This window comes from Saccharopolyspora sp. ASAGF58 (assembly GCF_012277335.1).
Lineage (GTDB): Bacteria > Actinomycetota > Actinomycetes > Mycobacteriales > Pseudonocardiaceae > Saccharopolyspora > Saccharopolyspora hattusasensis.
In genome coordinates, this window is record NZ_CP040605.1 from 7050250 (window position 1) to 7065898 (window position 15649).

At 70.9% G+C, this 15649-nt stretch carries 15 protein-coding genes; 6 read left to right on the forward strand and 9 right to left on the reverse strand.

Annotation, left to right across the window (positions count from 1 at the left end):
* Positions 1 to 291: 291 nt before the first annotated feature.
* From hpnH to FDZ84_RS33195, 9 genes are all read right to left on the reverse strand, one after another.
* On the reverse strand, positions 292 to 1293 hold the full coding sequence (gene hpnH, locus FDZ84_RS33155; RefSeq protein WP_168589065.1) for an adenosyl-hopene transferase HpnH: 1002 nt from the start codon (positions 1291 to 1293) through the stop codon (positions 292 to 294).
* Positions 1293 to 1934: a hypothetical protein gene (locus tag FDZ84_RS33160; protein ID WP_168589066.1), complete on the reverse strand. Its 642-nt coding sequence runs from the start codon at positions 1932 to 1934 to the stop codon at positions 1293 to 1295. The genes hpnH and FDZ84_RS33160 overlap by 1 nt, the downstream gene beginning before the upstream one ends.
* A 10-nt stretch (positions 1935 to 1944) precedes the next feature.
* Positions 1945 to 3870 (reverse strand): squalene--hopene cyclase, encoded by a 1926-nt coding sequence (gene shc / locus FDZ84_RS33165; RefSeq protein ID WP_371812720.1) that lies wholly within the window; start codon positions 3868 to 3870, stop codon positions 1945 to 1947.
* Positions 3867 to 4865: a polyprenyl synthetase family protein gene (locus FDZ84_RS33170; protein WP_168589067.1), complete on the reverse strand. Its 999-nt coding sequence runs from the start codon at positions 4863 to 4865 to the stop codon at positions 3867 to 3869. Before FDZ84_RS33170 ends, shc begins: the two co-directional genes overlap by 4 nt.
* On the reverse strand, positions 4862 to 6223 hold the full coding sequence (gene hpnE, locus FDZ84_RS33175) for a hydroxysqualene dehydroxylase HpnE (protein ID WP_246868605.1): 1362 nt from the start codon (positions 6221 to 6223) through the stop codon (positions 4862 to 4864). The genes FDZ84_RS33170 and hpnE overlap by 4 nt, the downstream gene beginning before the upstream one ends.
* Positions 6220 to 7083 carry a presqualene diphosphate synthase HpnD gene (gene hpnD, locus FDZ84_RS39645; RefSeq protein ID WP_246868606.1) on the reverse strand — a complete coding sequence of 288 codons (864 nt, stop codon included), beginning with the start codon at positions 7081 to 7083 and terminating at the stop codon, positions 6220 to 6222. The genes hpnE and hpnD overlap by 4 nt, the downstream gene beginning before the upstream one ends.
* Positions 7080 to 7988 (reverse strand): squalene synthase HpnC, encoded by a 909-nt coding sequence (gene hpnC, locus FDZ84_RS33180; protein WP_168589069.1) that lies wholly within the window; start codon positions 7986 to 7988, stop codon positions 7080 to 7082. Before hpnC ends, hpnD begins: the two co-directional genes overlap by 4 nt.
* Positions 7989 to 8519: 531 nt before the next feature.
* Positions 8520 to 9410: an oxygenase MpaB family protein gene (locus FDZ84_RS33190; protein WP_168589070.1), complete on the reverse strand. Its 891-nt coding sequence runs from the start codon at positions 9408 to 9410 to the stop codon at positions 8520 to 8522.
* 116 nt (positions 9411 to 9526) lie between these two features.
* Positions 9527 to 10720 (reverse strand): dipeptidase, encoded by a 1194-nt coding sequence (locus FDZ84_RS33195; protein ID WP_168589071.1) that lies wholly within the window; start codon positions 10718 to 10720, stop codon positions 9527 to 9529.
* Between the two features lie 147 nt (positions 10721 to 10867).
* On the opposite strand from FDZ84_RS33195, the gene FDZ84_RS33200 reads away from it, so the two are divergent.
* The 6 genes from FDZ84_RS33200 to FDZ84_RS33230 all read left to right on the forward strand — a co-directional run bounded on the left by FDZ84_RS33200 (position 10868) and on the right by FDZ84_RS33230 (position 15536).
* Entirely contained in the window at positions 10868 to 11050 is a 183-nt protein-coding gene (locus FDZ84_RS33200; protein WP_168589072.1) for a hypothetical protein, read from the forward strand.
* A gap of 117 nt (positions 11051 to 11167) precedes the next feature.
* The gene (locus FDZ84_RS33205; RefSeq protein WP_246868607.1) at positions 11168 to 12136 is read left to right on the forward strand and encodes a DUF3048 domain-containing protein; all 969 of its coding nucleotides are present in this window, start codon (positions 11168 to 11170) and stop codon (positions 12134 to 12136) included.
* An 11-nt stretch (positions 12137 to 12147) separates the two neighbouring features.
* On the forward strand, positions 12148 to 13269 hold the full coding sequence (locus tag FDZ84_RS33210; RefSeq protein WP_168589073.1) for a CapA family protein: 1122 nt from the start codon (positions 12148 to 12150) through the stop codon (positions 13267 to 13269).
* A gap of 56 nt (positions 13270 to 13325) precedes the next feature.
* The gene (locus FDZ84_RS33215; RefSeq protein WP_168589074.1) at positions 13326 to 13772 is read left to right on the forward strand and encodes a hypothetical protein; all 447 of its coding nucleotides are present in this window, start codon (positions 13326 to 13328) and stop codon (positions 13770 to 13772) included.
* Positions 13773 to 13967: 195 nt separating this feature from the next.
* Positions 13968 to 14453: an NUDIX domain-containing protein gene (locus tag FDZ84_RS33220; RefSeq protein ID WP_168589075.1), complete on the forward strand. Its 486-nt coding sequence runs from the start codon at positions 13968 to 13970 to the stop codon at positions 14451 to 14453.
* Positions 14454 to 14732: 279 nt separating this feature from the next.
* Positions 14733 to 15536 carry an IclR family transcriptional regulator gene (locus FDZ84_RS33230; RefSeq protein ID WP_168589076.1) on the forward strand — a complete coding sequence of 268 codons (804 nt, stop codon included), beginning with the start codon at positions 14733 to 14735 and terminating at the stop codon, positions 15534 to 15536.
* Positions 15537 to 15649 lie beyond the last annotated feature (113 nt).

Sequence of the window (15649 nt, forward strand, 5' to 3'; positions counted from 1 at the left end):
AAGGGCAGTTCATGGCGTGCCGTGGTGAGCGTCGTCGGTGGCGGGCGCTGTATCTCGCAACCACCCAGGTGTCTTTGCAACGGAGCATTGCCACTAACGATGGGTGTCGGTGGGGTCGTGAGTGGCAACGCCGGTTCTTACCGGAACCATCACTCACGAGGGGTGCCCGTCCGGTCGTGAGTGGTGATGCCGGTTCTTACCGGTGTCATGTCTCGGTAGACGTGTCAATCCCTGGACACGCCTAGACCACGCCTGGCCCACGAAAGAAGCAGAAGAGCCGCTTTTTATCAGTCACCCCCGCAACGCGCGGATCGACTCGCGTAGCGAGCCCATGGTCGCCAGCACGGCGGTCGGTTCGTAGCCGCAGTGCGCCATGCAGTTGGCGCAGCGCGGATCACGGCCGCGCCCGTAGGCGGACCAGTCGGTGTCGGCCAGCAGCTCCTGGTAGCTCCCCGCGTAGCCGTCGTTCATCAGGTAGCACGGGCGCTGCCAGCCGTACAGCGAGTACGACGGGATGGCCCAGGCCGTGCACTTGAAGTCGACCTTGCCCTCCAGGAAGTCCAGGAACAGCGGCGAGTGGTTGAAGCGCCACTTCTTGCGTCGCCCGTCGGCGAAGACCTTCCGGAACAGCTCGCGGGTCTCCGTCACGCCCATGAAGTGCTCCTGGTCGGGTGCCTTGTCGTAGGCGTAGGCCGGCGAGAGCATCATCTGGTCGACCCGGAGGTCGTTGTTGAGGTACTCCAGCACCTCGATGACCGACTGCGGGGTGTCGGAGGTGAAGAACGTCGAGTTGGTGGTCACCCGGAACCCGCGCCGCTGGACCTCCTTGATGTTGTCCACCGCCTGCGCGAACACGCCCTGCTTGCACACCGACTCGTCGTGCCGCTCCGCCAGCCCGTCGATGTGCACGGCCCACGCGAAGTACGGCGACGGCCGGAACTTGTCGATCTTGCGGGGCAGCAGCAGCGCGTTGGTGCACAGGTAGACGAACTTCTTGCGCCTGACCAGCTCTTCGACGATGAGCTCGATCTCGGGGTGCATCAGCGGCTCGCCGCCGGCGATGGACACCACCGGCGCGCCGCACTCCTCCACCGCCGCGACGGCCTGCTCGACCGGCATCCGCTGCTTGAGCACGCTCGCCGGGTGCTGGATCTTGCCGCAGCCCGCGCAGGCCAGGTTGCACGCGAACAGCGGCTCCAGCTCCAAGGTCAGGGCGAACTTCTCGCGGCGCGCGAGCTTCTGCTTCACCAGGTAAGCGCCGACGCGGATCGCCTGGCGCATCGGAATGCCCATCAGGACACCTCCTCGGGTGCGGCGGATCGGATCTCCGGCGGGACGGCGCGCTCCCGCAGGACGGCGCGCTCCCGCAGGACGGCGCGGCCCCACCGCGGCAGGCACGAGCCGATGGCGTGCAGCCGGGCGAGCGCGGTCAGCGCGCGGCCCGGCGTGCCCGGCCGGAGCAGCGGTTGCCGTGCGGTGTCCACCACGACCCGCACGACGCCGAGCGGACGTCCCCCTGCTGCCTCGGCCAGCGCTGCCGACTCCATGTCGACGGCGAGCACCCCGGCACGGGCCAGCTCGGCGCGCTGGGTGCCGTGCACCACGCGACCGGCAGTGGCGATCGGCCCGCAACGCACCGGGAACCCGGCGCGGCGCAACTCCGCTGCCAACGCCGGTGCCGCTGGACAGCGCACGGTGCCGCGCTGACCGCGGAGCTCATCGGCCACGATCACATCGCCGGTGCAGACCTCGGCGCCGACCCCGCCGGCGAGCCCAGCGACGACCAATACGTCGAAGTCCGCCCTGGCGAGCGAGGCCGCGCTGCGGGCGCTGCGGCGCGGCCCGTAGCCCGTGCGGTGCACGATTCCGGGGCCCAGTGCCGCCCGCAGGGCTCGGGCTTCGATGCCCAGCGGGGCGCAGACCAGCAGCCGCATCGCAGTCACCTCAGTCCCCAGCACGTTGGTACCGCCCGAGCGCCGTGAGCGGGAAGATCACCCGGTACAAGTGGTAGTTGATGTAGAAGTCGCCGGGGAACCCGGTGCCGGTGAACTGCGGTTCGTCCCAACCGCCGTCCACCCGCTGGGTGCGGGCCAGGTACTGCACGCCGCGGTGCACCGCGTCGGTGCCGTGCCGGCCTACCGCCAGCAGCGCCAGCAACGCCCAGCCGGTTTGCGACGCCGTGGAATCGCCCCGGCCGATCCACTCCGGGTCGCGGTAGGAACGCAGGTCCTCGCCCCAGCCACCGTCGGCGTTCTGGTGGCGTTCCAGCCACCGCACCGCCCGCCGCAGCGCCCGGTGATCGGGTTCGAGGCCCGCCCGGACCAGCGCCGGGACCACGGCTCCGGTGCCGTAGACGTGGTTCGCGCCCCAACGGCCGAACCAGGACCCGTCCTTCTCCTGGTTGTCCAGCAGCCACTTCACGCCCCGTCGCAGCACCCGGTCGTCGTGCCCCAGCGCGGCCAGCGCCTCCACCACGTGCGCCGTCACGTCGGCCGACGGCGGGTCGATCACCTCGCCGAAATCGCAGAACGGCAGCTTGCGCACCAGCGTCCGGGTGTTGTCGGCGTCGAAGGCGCCCCAGCCGCCGTCGCGGGACTGCATGCCGCGCAACCAGCGGACACCGCGCTCGATGGCGCCGCGCACCGCCTCCCGGTCCGGGTGCTCGATCCGGTTCAGCGCGAGCAGCGCTTCGGCGGTGTCGTCGATGTCCGGGTAGCCGTCGTTGTCGAACTCGAACGCCCAGCCTCCTCCGGGCGGCAGGTCCGGGCGGCGCACCGACCAGTCGCCCTTGACCCGGATCTCCTCGGTCAGCAGGAAATCGGTCGCCCGGCGCAGCGATGGGTGGTCGGCGGGCACCCCCGCATCGCGCAGCGCCTGCATGCCGAGCACGGTGTCCCACACCGGGGACTGGCAGGCCTCCAGCCGCCGCACCGGGCCGGCCGGGGTCTGCTCGCGGATCAGGAAACCCTCCAGCCCGGCGAGCCCGTGCCGCAGTACCGGGTGGTCCAGCGGGTAGCCGAGCAGGTGCAGCGCCAGCAGCGAGTACACCCACGGCGGCTGGATCCCGCCCCAGGAGCCGTCGGCTTCCTGCCGCGCCACGATCCACTCCGCCGCGCGCAGCATCGCGTGCTTGCGCAGCGCCTTGAGCGGGCGTCGGTGGTAGCGGTGCAGAACCTGGCCCAGGGCGTGGAAACCGTACTTCCACGACCACTGTGGACGGACCCCTTCCGCCGCGCGTCCGGTGCGCAGTTCGCGCACGTCGATGCCGAGGTTCCGGCATGGCCGCAGCGTGCACACCACGGTCAGCGGGACGACGGTCTGCCGCGCCCAGCACCCCCAGTCCGCGACGTTCAGCGGGAACCACTTCGGCAGCAACACGAGTTCCGGCGGCATCGCGGGCAGTTCGTCCCAGGACCATTCGCCGAACAGCGCCAACCAGATCCGGGTGAACACCCGGGTGGCCTCCAGCCCGCCACGCGCCAGGATCCAGTCGCGCGCCACCGCCATGTGCTCGGCGTCGACGTCGTCACCGGCGAGCTTGAGCGCCGTGTAGGCCTCCACCGTGGTGGACAGGTCGCCGGGTCCGCCGTAGAAGTTCGCCCAGGTGCCATCGGGGCGCTGCTGTGCGCGGATCCAGCGGGCGGCCTGCTCGGTCTCGGCGGCGGTGCGGATGCCCAGGAACTGCCGCAGCAGCAGGTCCTCGACGTCCATCGTCACGTTGGTCTCCAGCTCGCCCTTCCACCAGCCGTCGGGGTGCTGCAGGGAGAGCAGGTAGTCGCGGCCGGCGGCCAGCGCGATCCGGGCATCGGCTCGCGCGGCGGAAGCCGAAACCACGCCGGTGCGGATGGGCTGCTGCAACTGATCGGTCAAAGCTTCCTCCGTACGATGAACTCGGCCAGCTCGGTCAACGACTCGGTCACGTCGCCATCGGGCAAGTACTCGTCGGCGGCGGCCAGCCGCCGCTCGCACTCCTGGCGGGTCCAGTCCGCCGAGCCGGCCCGCTGCACCATTTCGGCAGCCTCCTGCAGCTGGTCCTCGATGAGCGGTTCGGCCTGCGCGTACAGCCGGTGCAGCCGATCGCCGGCGGCGGTCCCGGAGCTCAGCGCGTGCACGACCGGCACCGACTTCTTGCGGGCCCGCAGGTCGGACAGCACGGGCTTGCCGGTGACGTCAGGGTCGCCCCACAGGCCGAGCAGGTCGTCGACGAGCTGGAAGGCCATCCCCAGTTCGGTGCCGTAGGCGTGCAGCCGGGCCACGGTTTCCCGCGGCGCGCCGACGTGGAGCGCGCCGATGGATGAGGCGCAGGCGAGCAGCGCGGCGGTCTTGTCGTGCGCCATCTGCAGGCATTCGTCGAGCCCGACCTCGGCGCGGCACTCGAAGCCCAGGTCGGCGGCCTGCCCGGCGATCAGGACGCGGGTCGCGATGGACAGCGACCGGGCCGCTGCCGCCGCATGGCGCGACGGCGATTCCAGCAGTATCTCGTTGGACAGCGCCAGCAACGCGTCCCCGGCCAGCAGCGCTGCCGGTTTTCCGAAGACGGTCCACGCGGTCGCCCGGTGGCGGCGGGAGGTATCGCCGTCCATCACGTCGTCGTGCAGCAGGGAGAAGTTGTGCACGAGTTCTACCGCGGCCGCCGCGACGATCGGATCCCCCGCGGTGGCAACGCTGCGCGCGGACAGCAGCACCATCGCCGGCCGCAGGGCCTTCCCGCCACCACCTCCCGGGGAGCCGTCGGCGTCGCTCCAGCCGAAGTGGTACTCGCACACCCGGCGGGTGTCCGGGTCGAGGCGGTCCACTGCGTTGCGCAGCACTGGATCCACCGCCTCCCTGGCGGTTTGCAGGGCTGGTGGCAGAACGGTCGTCATGCGGTCACCTCCACGCCATGTTGCGAGCGCTGGTCCAGATCCACTACCTCGGCGGCGCGGGTACCGCTGAGCACCGCTCCCTCCGTCGTGTCGGGCCATCCGGTGGCGGTCCACGCCCCGGCGAGCACCAGGCCGGGCACCGCGGTGCGGGCCTGCGGCCGGAGCGCGGCGGTGCCGGGCGCCTGCCGGAAGGTCGCGCTGGGCTCGCGGGTGACGAAGAAGTCGAGGACCCGCGCGCTGCGGGCGTGCGGGAAGACCTGCCGCAGTGCGGGGATGAACAGGTCATGCAGGTAATCAGTGCGCGCCTGGACGTGCTCTTGCGCGGCGGAAAGCGAGACCGCCAGGTACTGCCCGCGGGGTGCGCCGGAGGTGGCTGTCCGGTCGAAGACCCATTGCACCGGGGAGTCCAGCACGGCGGCCATCGCAAGGCTGGTGACCGGCCGGTCGTAGAGCACGTGAACGTTGACGATCGGTGCCGCGGACAGCTTCGCCCACGTCGCCACGCCCGGTATGGGGAGGTCCGCCACAAGCGTCGCCGCCGCGCGGTGCGGGACCGCGACGATGACCGAGTCCGCAGTACGCGCCGATTCCCCGGTGTTCTCGCGCACCGGGACCTGAAAACCCGCGCCGGAGCGGCGGATCGCCCGGGCCTTGCAGCGGAGCCGGATGCCGACACCCGCTTCCAGCAACGCCCGGTGGGCGGCTTCGCCATGCAATTGTCCCAGCGGCACCTGGGGAATCCCGATGTCGGCGCTGTCGGATGTGTCCAGCACGCCCGTCCGGAACACCTTGGCCGCCAACGCCATCGACGCGTCCGCGGGCTCGGCGTTGAGCGCCGCCAACGCCAACAACCCCCACAGCGCATCGACGGCGCGCGGCGACTCGCCGCGCTGCCTCAGCCACTGCCCGAGGCTGATGTCGTCCAGCGCGGGGTCGGCCGGATCGAGCCGCCGAAGCGCCAGCGCGGTGCGCGCCACCCGCATCCGTTCCGCCGCGGTCAGCATCCGGTATCCCAGCAGCGTCGGGGTCAGGTGTGCCGGTGCCGGGAGGTCCCAGCGGCGCAGCACCGAAGCCTGGCCGCCGGGGCTGAGCACCGGGACGTGGAACCGGGGTTGCACGCTGATCGAGTCGGCGACGCCGAGCCGCCGCAGCAGGCCGGTGTAGGCGGTGTAGCAGCGCAGGAAGACGTGCTGCCCGGTGTCCACCACGAGGTCGCCGCGTACGAACGAGTAAGTCGCGCCGCCCAGCCTGGGGCGCGTCTCCAGCAGCTCGACCTTGAATCCCAGTTCGGCGCAGCGCAGCGCCGCCGTCACCCCGGCCAGCCCGCCGCCGACCACCACCACGCGCCCCCGGCTCACGGTGCCATCCCGGCCAGCGACCGCGCCGCGACGCCCGCCTTCCGCCAGCCGGACAGCGAGGTCCGCTGGTGCAGCGCGGCACGCGGGTCGGCGGCGATGCGGGCCAGCAGTTCGTGGTAGATGCCCGCCATCGACGCGCAGCACGCCCGGCTGCGCCGGTCGAGCATCGGCAGCAGCCGAAGCCCTTCGGCGTACCATTGCTCGGCGCGGGCGGCCTGGAAGCGGATCAGCCGGTCCCACCTCTCCGGGTCCTCGACCCGCCCGTTGCCCGGCTCCAGCCGAACGCCGAACCTCTCGAGGTCCTCGGCAGGCAGGTAGACCCGCCCGGCCAGCTGGTCCTCCTGGATGTCGCGCAGGATGTTGGTCAGCTGCAGCGCGACACCGAGCGCGTCCGCGCGTCGCTCGGCCGTGGGCGGGTCGATGGTGCCGAACACGCCCAGTGACAGCCGTCCGATCGATCCGGCCACGCAGCGGCAGTAGTGCAGCAGCTCCTCGAAGGTGCCGTAGCGCACGCCGCGGACATCGGCCTCGCAGCCGTCGATGAGCTCGTCGAAGGCGGCCAGTGGCACCGGCAGGCGCGCCGCCGAGTCCGCCAGCGCCACCAGCACCGGGTCGGCGGCGCCGATGCTCGCCGCGTGGATCGCCTCGCGGGCCTGCTTCAGGCTCCGCAGCTTCTTCTCGCGCGGCAGGTCGCCGTCGCCGATGTCGTCCACGCGGCGGGCGAAGGCGTAGACCGCCGACAGCGCCCGCCGCTTCGGGCCGGGCAGCAGCCGGATCCCGTAGGAGAAGTTTCGCGCCTGTTCCCGGGTGATGTGCTCGCACTCCAGGTAGGCGTCCCGGATCCAGGCCCAATCGGTCACCAAATGCCTCCCAACACGTACAACCGCCCCCATTCGGCGAAGGTCCGCCCCCGCCCCGGCCGCACGTCGAAGCCGAGCGGATCGTGCTTTGCCGCAGCGAACGCGGCCGCCGTGGCACGTCCGCCCGCGACATAACCGGCCACCGCTATCCGGGCCATCCCGGACAGCTCCCCGACCAGCGGCGCGCCGGCGTCGAGCATCCGGCGCGCGCGGTCCACTTCGTACTTCACGAGCCCGCATAGCATCGTCGAGGCGCGGTCGGCGACCAGTTCCGGTTCCTCGCAGCCGAAGCGCTGCATGTCGTCGGTCGGCAGGTACACCCGGTCCTGGCGGTAGTCCTCGGCGATGTCCTGGCAGTGCTCCAGGATCTGCAGCGCGCTGCAGATCCGGTCAGACAGCGTGATCAGCGCGGGTTCGGCCCGCCCGAAGACGTGCAGCACCGCTTCCCCGACCGGGTTCGCGGACAGGGCGCAGTAGTCGAGCAGGTCCGGGAAGCTGCCGTAGCGCCGGACCTGCTGGTCCTGCCGGTTGGCGTCGATCAACTTGACCAGCACCTCGTGCGGAATGGCACACTCGGCGACCGTCGGTGTCAGCGCACGCAGCATCGGAATCCGAGCCGTTCCCTGGTAGGCGCGCTTGAGATCGATTTCGAGGAAGTCGAGCAGCGCCCCGCGGTTGCCGGGAGCCTCGTCCCCGGCGTAATCGACCAGCCGGAAGAAGCCGTACAGGGCGTGCAGGTGCCGCCGCAGCCCGCGCGGCAGGATCCGGGCGGCGACCGGGAAGTTCTCCGACCGCATCCGGGCGAGCACCGCGGCACTCCGCGGAAAATCACCCGAACGTGGCAACCCGTCCGAGTTTTCGGAATTCCCGCCGGACATCGCGCTATGAGGCAGCGACAAGACCATCGACCCCTCCTCCTATCCCCGCCGACCAGGAGGCGCATTCGGCATCGTATGAGCACCTATGCGGCTCCGCAGGGCGAGCCACGATGCACCGAGTTTTCCCATGATTCGTAACGTTGTTCGACCAGAAGACCATCGTGGTCTACATAGGACGCGGGGACGATCACCACGGTGGACCGGACGGGCCGCCGAGCCCGCACCGACCGAACCGACACAACGTCAACAATCCGCCGGTCACAGCCGCTGCGGCACCGATTCCCCTGCGCCGACAATCGGGTGGCGTACATTGACATCCGGGCAACAACCCAAGACCGTTGTCCGCACTCTCCCAGGTCCCCCCGGCGGTCGCCCGGCGGCCGTCCGGCCAGGGCCGCAACTCGCGGCTGTCCACATCGGACATCGCCAGGACCGTGGGGTGGCCCGGCCGCTGACCAGCTCTAACCGGCGATCACGGGGACCAGGTGGGCGCGAGCGAAGGCTCGGGACCGCGCGTCGTCCTCCGCCGGGATGCAGCCATGCGGAGTGAGCAGCATGTCACGTGGCCACCGGGCAGGTCTGCTTCGCCCGGCTCTTGGCCTGGTAGCGGTGGAACGAGTCCGGCCCGAGGTCGGCGATCTCGTAACCGTCCGGATAGGACATCGGATCGGGCCCGACCGGGCGGGAATCCGGCCGGACCGGTCCCACACGGACGAGCTCGGCGCGCACCTTCAGCGCCGCCTCGGCGGCCTTGCGGCCGGCGTTCCCGACCTGCGGGAAGCCGAAGGCGGTCAGCAGGTGCGGCTCCATCAGGAACCGCGCCGCCCGCGCCACGGCCGGGGATAGCAACCGCGGATACCAGGAGCCGAACAGGTCCAGCGTTGCGTCGGCGACCCGGCGGCCGCCCGCGTCGAACGCGAAGTGCTCGCGCTCGTAGTCGTCGAAGAGCCGTTCGAACTCCGCGTAAGTCTCCGGGATTCCGGAAAGCTTCATGCCCTCGCCGAGCCGCCGCATGGTGTTGGTCAGCGCCCGCACCTCGCGCGGGTGCAGCTTCCGCCAGCCGAACTGCTCGATCCAGCGCACCGGCGTCACCACGAACGTCGACAGCGTGTAGGCGTAGTCGTCGTTGCTGATCCTGTGCCGGCCGTGGATGGCGTTGAGCTGTTCCAGCGCCTGCCGCCCGCGGTCGCTGGTGGTGCCCCAGTGGAAGATCTCGTAGAGGACGAGCACGGTGTCGTCGTAGCGCTTCTGCGCGGAGCGGGTGAATTCGCCGGTGTGGTCCAGCAGCCGGCCGATGCGGGGCACCGCGTAGGTTCGGAACAGCGCGAACTCCAGGGCCTTGGTGATGTCCCAAGGGAATTCGTACTCGGCGAGCAGCCGGTAGATCTTCTCGCAGTCGCGATCGGGATCGAGCGCGAGGATCCGCTCCAGCCGGTCGAAACGCCTCATTGCGCAGCACCTCGTCCCGGGCGGTGTTCGATTGCCGCGACCGTAGCCAGCGGTGAGACAGCTGGTCAACAACCGTCTCACCCTCTCGCCCGACCGGCTAGCGGATCAGCTCCGCATCAGCCGTCCAGCTGATCGATGGTCGCGATCGAGGGGCGTTCGGTGCGCTGGAGGTCGCGGGCCACGTGCTCCGCGTCGCGGAGCACGCGCACGGCGTTGTGCCAGGTGAGCTTGGCGAGGTCGGCCTCGGACCAGCCCCGGGTGATCAGCTCCGCGACCAGGTTCGGGTACCCGGCGACGTCGTCCAGGCCCTGCGGGGTGAAGGCGGTGCCGTCGTAGTCGCCGCCGATGCCGATGTGGTCGATGCCCGCGACATCGCGCATGTGGTCGAGGTGGTCGGCCACGGTTCCGGCGGTGGCCACCGGCCGCGGGTTTGCGGCCTCGTACGCCCGCAGCGCCTCCAGTACCTCGGGCGTCGTGTCCAGCGGATCGAAGCCCTGCTCCCTCAGCACGTCCTGGGCCCGCTTGCTCCATTCGATCGCCTCAGGAAGCACGAACTTCGGCACGAAGGTCGCCATCGCAACGCCACCGTTGGCGGGCAGCGCGGCCAGCACGTCGTCAGGGATGTTGCGCGGATGGTTGCAGACGGCCCGTGCCGAGGAGTGCGAGAAGATCACCGGGGCCCGGGTGGCACCCAGCGCGTCCCGCATGGTGTCGGGGGCGACGTGCGAGAGGTCCACCAGCATGCCCAGCCGGTTCATCTCGCGCACCACCTCGACGCCGAAGCGGGTCAGGCCCTTCGCGGCCGGTTCGTCGGTGGCCGAGTCCGCCCACGGCACGTTGTCGTTGTGGGTCAGCGTGAGGTAGCGGACGCCCAGTTCGTGCAGGGCGCGCAAGGTGGCTAGCGAACACGCGATGGAGTGGCCGCCCTCGGCGCCCATCAGCGAGGCGATGCGGCCGTTGGCGCGGGCGGCCTCTAACTCGTCGGCGGTGCGCGCGAGCTGCAGGTGTTCGGGGTAGCGCGCGACGAGGGCGCGCACGCAGTCGATCTGCTCGATCGTGGCGCTGACCGCCTTGTCGCCCTGGTACTCGGCCTTGACGTAGACCGACCAGAACTGGCCGCCGACGCCGCCGGCGCGCAGCCGGGCCAGGTCGGTGTGCAGCCGCGCCGACTGGTCCTGGGCGATGTCGCGGCGGTCCAGGTCGTAGCCGACCTGCTCGCGCAGCGCCCAAGGCAGGTCGTTGTGCCCATCGATCACCGGGTGCTCGGCGAGCAGCGTCCGTGCCCGCACCAGCGCGGCTTTGTCGGTCATCTCCACACCCCAATCTCCCGAGATCATTCCATCGGGTGAACCCGATGCGGCGAGCATATCCGGCGTCGAACGGCCCCGGCCGCCACGCGCATCGGCGCCGCCACTGATCGAATCGACGAATCCCGTCCCGGGCCGCACCATCAAGCCATGGACCACATCCCCAGGCAGCAGGACGGCAACGATCTGCCCACGGTGCTCGCCGAGTACGGGCACCTGGCGGCGCAGTTGCCGAGCGCCTCCCGCCGCCGCGCCGAGGCGCTGCGTGCCCGCCTGGCGGAGCTGGACGTACTGATCGACGAGCACATCGCCCGCCTGACCCCGCAACAGTGATGAGTTCCGTGAGCGGTTTCAGGCGCTATAGCACCGAAAAACACGCACGGAGCGCAGCCGCAGAAATGAACCCGTCGCGGGCGTAGCCTGGAACCCGGAGGGATTCCGGGAGAAATCATGCGGCGCGAGCACATGCGCGTGCTGTTCGCAGCGGCGCTGATTCTGCTCGCGGTGTTCGGCATGGCCGCTTGTGGCCTGTTTTCGACGCCGCGCGCCGGGTACCCCTCGCGGCCGGAATCACCGCCTCCCGCCAGCACCACCCCCGCCCCCGCTCCGCCTCCGGGCCCGGCGGTGCTCGCGGTGAAGGTCGACAACGTGTCCGAAGCCCGGCCGCCGGTCGGCATCGGCGCCGCTGACGTGGTCTACGTCGAACCGGTAGAGGGCGGCTACAGCCGCCTGCTGGGGATCTTCGCGTCGCACCAGCCGCCGGAGATCGGGCCGGTGCGCAGCGCCCGGGAGACCGATGCGGAACTGCTCCCCCAGTTCGGGCACCCGACGCTCGCGTATTCCGGCGCGGCGCCCGAGCTGCTGCCGCTCATCGCGGCGGCACCGGTGACCGACGCCTCCGACGCGCACCAGCCTGCGGCCTTCGCCCGCGACGAGTCGCGGCCCGTCCCGCACAACCTGTTCGTCGACCCTTCGAAGTTGCCGCCCGGCGCGCCGTGGCCCGGCCAGAACCGGCTCACCCCCGGCCCCGCCCCTGGCGGCGGGACCCCGACGGGCCACTACGAGGTCACCTTCCCGTCCGCCACCGTCGGCTTCGACTGGTCCGCTGGGGAGCAGCGGTGGCTGGTGTCGATGGACGGGGCCCCGTACGCGGCTGTCGACAGCGGCCGGCTCGGCCCGCCGACCGTGGTGATCGAGCGGGTCAAGGTCCGTGAGTCCGCGATCCACGACGTCGCGGGAAACCCCTCGCCGATCGCCGAGACGGTCGGCAGCGGCCCGGTCACCGTGCTCCGCGACGGGCGGGCGTTCAACGGCACCTGGTCCCGGCCCGCCCCGGACGCGGCCGCCACCTACGCCGGGCCTTCGGGCGAGGCGCTGCTGCCCGCGGCCGGTCAGGTGTGGATCGTGCTGACGCCGTGAGGGGGCGCGGGATGGATTTGATCCGGCTTTTCCTCTGCGGCGACGTGATGCCCGGCCGTGGCGTCGACCAGATCCTGCCGCACCCCGGCAACCCCGTCCTGCACGAGCAATACCTGCGGGACGCGCGCAGTTACGTCGCGGCGGCCGAAGCGCGCAACGGTCCGATCAGCAGCCCGGTCGGCTTCGGCTGGCCCTGGGGCGGTGCGCTGCGCGCCCTCGACTCGACCGCGCCGGACGTGCGGGTGATCAACCTCGAATCCAGCATCACCGGCGGGGGCGAGTTCGCCCCGGACAAGGGCGTGCACTACCGGATGAACCCGGCGAACGTAAATTGCCTGCGCGCCGCTCGGCCGGACGTGTGCAGCCTGGCCAACAACCACATCCTGGACTTCGGCCGCCAAGGACTGGCCGACACGCTCGACGCGCTGTCGGGGGCGGGCCTGCGCTGGGTCGGCGCCGGGCACGACGCCGACGAAGCGCACCGGCCGGCGGTGATCGGCACTCCGAACGGTCGGGTCGTGGTCTTCGGTTACGGTGCCGAGTCCAGCGGCATCCCGGCGAGCTGGGCGGCGACCGCGAACCGGTCGGGCGTGAACTTCTTGCCCGACCTCTCCGATCGCTGGGCCGCCGGGATCACCGGCGAGATCCGGGAGCGGACCCGACCCGGCGACATCGTGGTCGTCTCGCTGCACTGGGGCACGAACTGGCAGTACCACGTCGGCGCCGACCAGGTCCGCTTCGCACACCGGCTGATCGACGGCGGGGTGCACGTGGTACACGGGCATTCCTCGCACCACCCGCGGCCGATCGAGATCTACCGCAACCGGCTCGTGCTCTACGGCTGCGGCGATTTCATCGACGACTACGAGGGCATCCCGGGCTACGAGCAGTACCGGGACGACCTGCGCCTGCTGTTCTTCGCGTCGCTGGCGCCCTCCGGTGACCTCGTCGACCTGCGCATGCTGCCGATGCAGGCCAGGCGGATGCGCCTGCACCCGGCCTCGGCCGCCGACGCCGAATGGCTGTGCGCCACGTTGGCCCGGATCAGCGCCGGTTTCGGCACCTCCGTCGAGCTGTCGAACAGAACGCTGCACGCGAGCCGCCGCCCGAGCGCATCACCGGCGCAGCACTGAGGTACGGTCCCGCATTGTCCATAAAGGACGACCGATCCGAAGGAGCGCCTCCCGGCATGGCCCGCACCGACGTCGCCCCGGCGCGCTCGCGCCGGATCATCCGGATGGACCAGAGCGTGGCGCGGCAGCACCCGCCGCGCCGCCGCCGCGGCTACACGGTCCGCTTCGACATCGGCGGCGTCACGGGCCATCTGACCACCAACGCCTATCCGGACGGCAAGCTCGGCGAGGTCTGGGTGAGCGTCGACCGGCAGGGCAGCCCGCTCAGCGGCTTCCTGGACAGCTTGTCGGCCGCCGTGTCGCTGGGCCTGCAGCACGGGGTGCCACTGGAGAAGTACGTGGCGAGGTACGCGGGCATGCAGTTCGAACCGCGCGGCCCGGTGACCGACCCGGACATCGAGTACGCCCACTCCCTCCCCGACTACGTCTTCCGCCGCCTCGCCCTCGACTACCTCGACGCCTCGACCTGCGCAGAACTCGGCATCCGCAGCGAATGCCGTTGAGTGCCGCACGTGCACGAGGTGCTGCCGATCGGGACGCGGCCCGTGGCCTGTGCTCCGGTCCGGCGGGCAAGGTCGTGCGGGATTCGGGCAAGGTCGTGCGGAATTTCGGTTGAGCCGCCGCGCGGCGTTCGGGGGATTCCGCTGGTTCCTCGGTTAAGGTGATCTTTTCCAGCACCGTGGAAGGGATCCGCAGCGATGCCCAAGTTCACCTGGCACACCAACGCTGTGCCCGAGGGCCTGCCGGTGCGGCAGGTGTACGGGTTCCTGTTCGTCCCGGACGGGCGGCTGCTGATCCGCCTCGACGGCAACAAGCACTCGCTGCCGGGCGGTCGACCGGAGCCCGGCGAGGCCGAGTATGTCGACATCCTGCGCCGGGAGACCATGGAAGAGGTCACCGTCGATATCGGCGAACCGCACTACCTGGGATACCAGTGCGTGGACGACGGCATCTCGCCGTACGCCCAGGTCCGGATGGCCGCGCTGATCACCACCGTGCACCCGTCGGAGCCCGACCCGGACAGCGGACGAATCTACCGGCGGCTGCTGGTCCACCCGGGCAAGGCCGGCGACCTGCTCGCCTGGGGCGAGACCGGTTACCAGCAGGCGACCGCCGCCGCCGACGCGGCGGTCAACGTCTTCGAGCTGCCCTGCTCCGGCCTGCCCGAGACTGGCTACCTCTGACCGACCGGAGCGCACGCTCGCACTTCCGCCGGTAGATCCGGCTGGCAGCCTTGGCCATCGCGCCTCAGCGATCCTGGCGGCGGTGGGCTGCGAGGACGAAGTTCGCGATGCACGTGAAGGCCGCCCGCCGCAACGGCGTGCCGCCGGAGCACAGCCGCGAGATGCTGATGCACGTCGCGATCTACGCCGGGCGCCCCGAGCCAACAGCGCCTTCGCGATCGCCAATACGATTCTCGGCGAAGAACAGCCGGGCTGACCCCGAGACCACAGGAGATCACCATGGAGCCCGTGTCCGACACGAGCGGTGGTTACGTCCAGTCGCTGGCGCGTGGGCTCCTGGTGATCCGCGCGTTCAACGAGTCACACCCGGAGATGACGCTGTCCGAGGTCGCCCGCGCGACCGACATGTCGCGCGCGGCGGCCCGCCGGTTCCTGCACACCCTGGTGCACCTCGGCTACGTGTGGACCGACGGGCGGATCTTCGCGCTGACTCCGCGCGTGCTGGAGCTGGGCTTCGCCTACCTGTCCAGCGTGTCGCTGCCGGAGATCGCCCAGCCCTACCTGGAGCGGCTGGTGGCGGAGGTGCACGAGTCGGCGTCGGTGTCGGTGCTGGACGGCCCGGACATCGTCTACGTCGCCCGCGTGCCCACCTCACGGATCATGACGGTGTCGATCAACATCGGCACCCGCTTCCCCGCCTACGCCACTTCGATGGGCCGGGTGATCCTCTCCGACCTCGGCCCCGCCGAGCTGGACGACTACCTGTCCGAAGTGGACTTGGAGCCGCTGGGCCCGCACACCATAACGACTCCGGCGGAGTTGAAGGCCGAGCTGGCGCGCATCCGCGAGCAGGGCTGGGCGCTGGTGGACCAGGAGCTGGAGGCGGACCTGCGCTCGATCGCGGCGCCGATCCGGGACCGCTCGAACCGGGTGGTCGCGGCCGTGAACATCTCCTCGCACGCCTCCCGCAGCAGCCCCGAGGACGCGCGCCAGAACCTCCTGCCGCCGCTACTGACGACCGCGGCCCGGATCGGCGCCGACCTCGCCGTCGCACCGACCTCCCGCGCGGTCGGGCGAGGCTGATCGCGACCATCACATTCCCCAATACCCTGAACACATTCCACCAAACGGTCCACACCCCGAGTCCAGGCTGAGGCAGTTGCGGACCGGGCCTCCCTTGCAGGTCGCGCTCCGTG

Coding starts and splice junctions, on each gene's coding strand:
- hpnH (WP_168589065.1), bottom strand. CDS start 1,293: ATGGGCATTCCGATGCGCCAGGCGATCCGCGTCGGCGCTTACCTGGTG.
- FDZ84_RS33160 (WP_168589066.1), bottom strand. CDS start 1,934: ATGCGGCTGCTGGTCTGCGCCCCGCTGGGCATCGAAGCCCGAGCCCTG.
- FDZ84_RS33170 (WP_168589067.1), bottom strand. CDS start 4,865: ATGACGACCGTTCTGCCACCAGCCCTGCAAACCGCCAGGGAGGCGGTG.
- hpnC (WP_168589069.1), bottom strand. CDS start 7,988: ATGGTCTTGTCGCTGCCTCATAGCGCGATGTCCGGCGGGAATTCCGAA.
- FDZ84_RS33190 (WP_168589070.1), bottom strand. CDS start 9,410: ATGAGGCGTTTCGACCGGCTGGAGCGGATCCTCGCGCTCGATCCCGAT.
- FDZ84_RS33195 (WP_168589071.1), bottom strand. CDS start 10,720: ATGACCGACAAAGCCGCGCTGGTGCGGGCACGGACGCTGCTCGCCGAG.
- FDZ84_RS33200 (WP_168589072.1), top strand. CDS start 10,868: ATGGACCACATCCCCAGGCAGCAGGACGGCAACGATCTGCCCACGGTG.
- FDZ84_RS33205 (WP_246868607.1), top strand. CDS start 11,168: ATGCGGCGCGAGCACATGCGCGTGCTGTTCGCAGCGGCGCTGATTCTG.
- FDZ84_RS33210 (WP_168589073.1), top strand. CDS start 12,148: ATGGATTTGATCCGGCTTTTCCTCTGCGGCGACGTGATGCCCGGCCGT.
- FDZ84_RS33215 (WP_168589074.1), top strand. CDS start 13,326: ATGGCCCGCACCGACGTCGCCCCGGCGCGCTCGCGCCGGATCATCCGG.
- FDZ84_RS33220 (WP_168589075.1), top strand. CDS start 13,968: ATGCCCAAGTTCACCTGGCACACCAACGCTGTGCCCGAGGGCCTGCCG.
- FDZ84_RS33230 (WP_168589076.1), top strand. CDS start 14,733: ATGGAGCCCGTGTCCGACACGAGCGGTGGTTACGTCCAGTCGCTGGCG.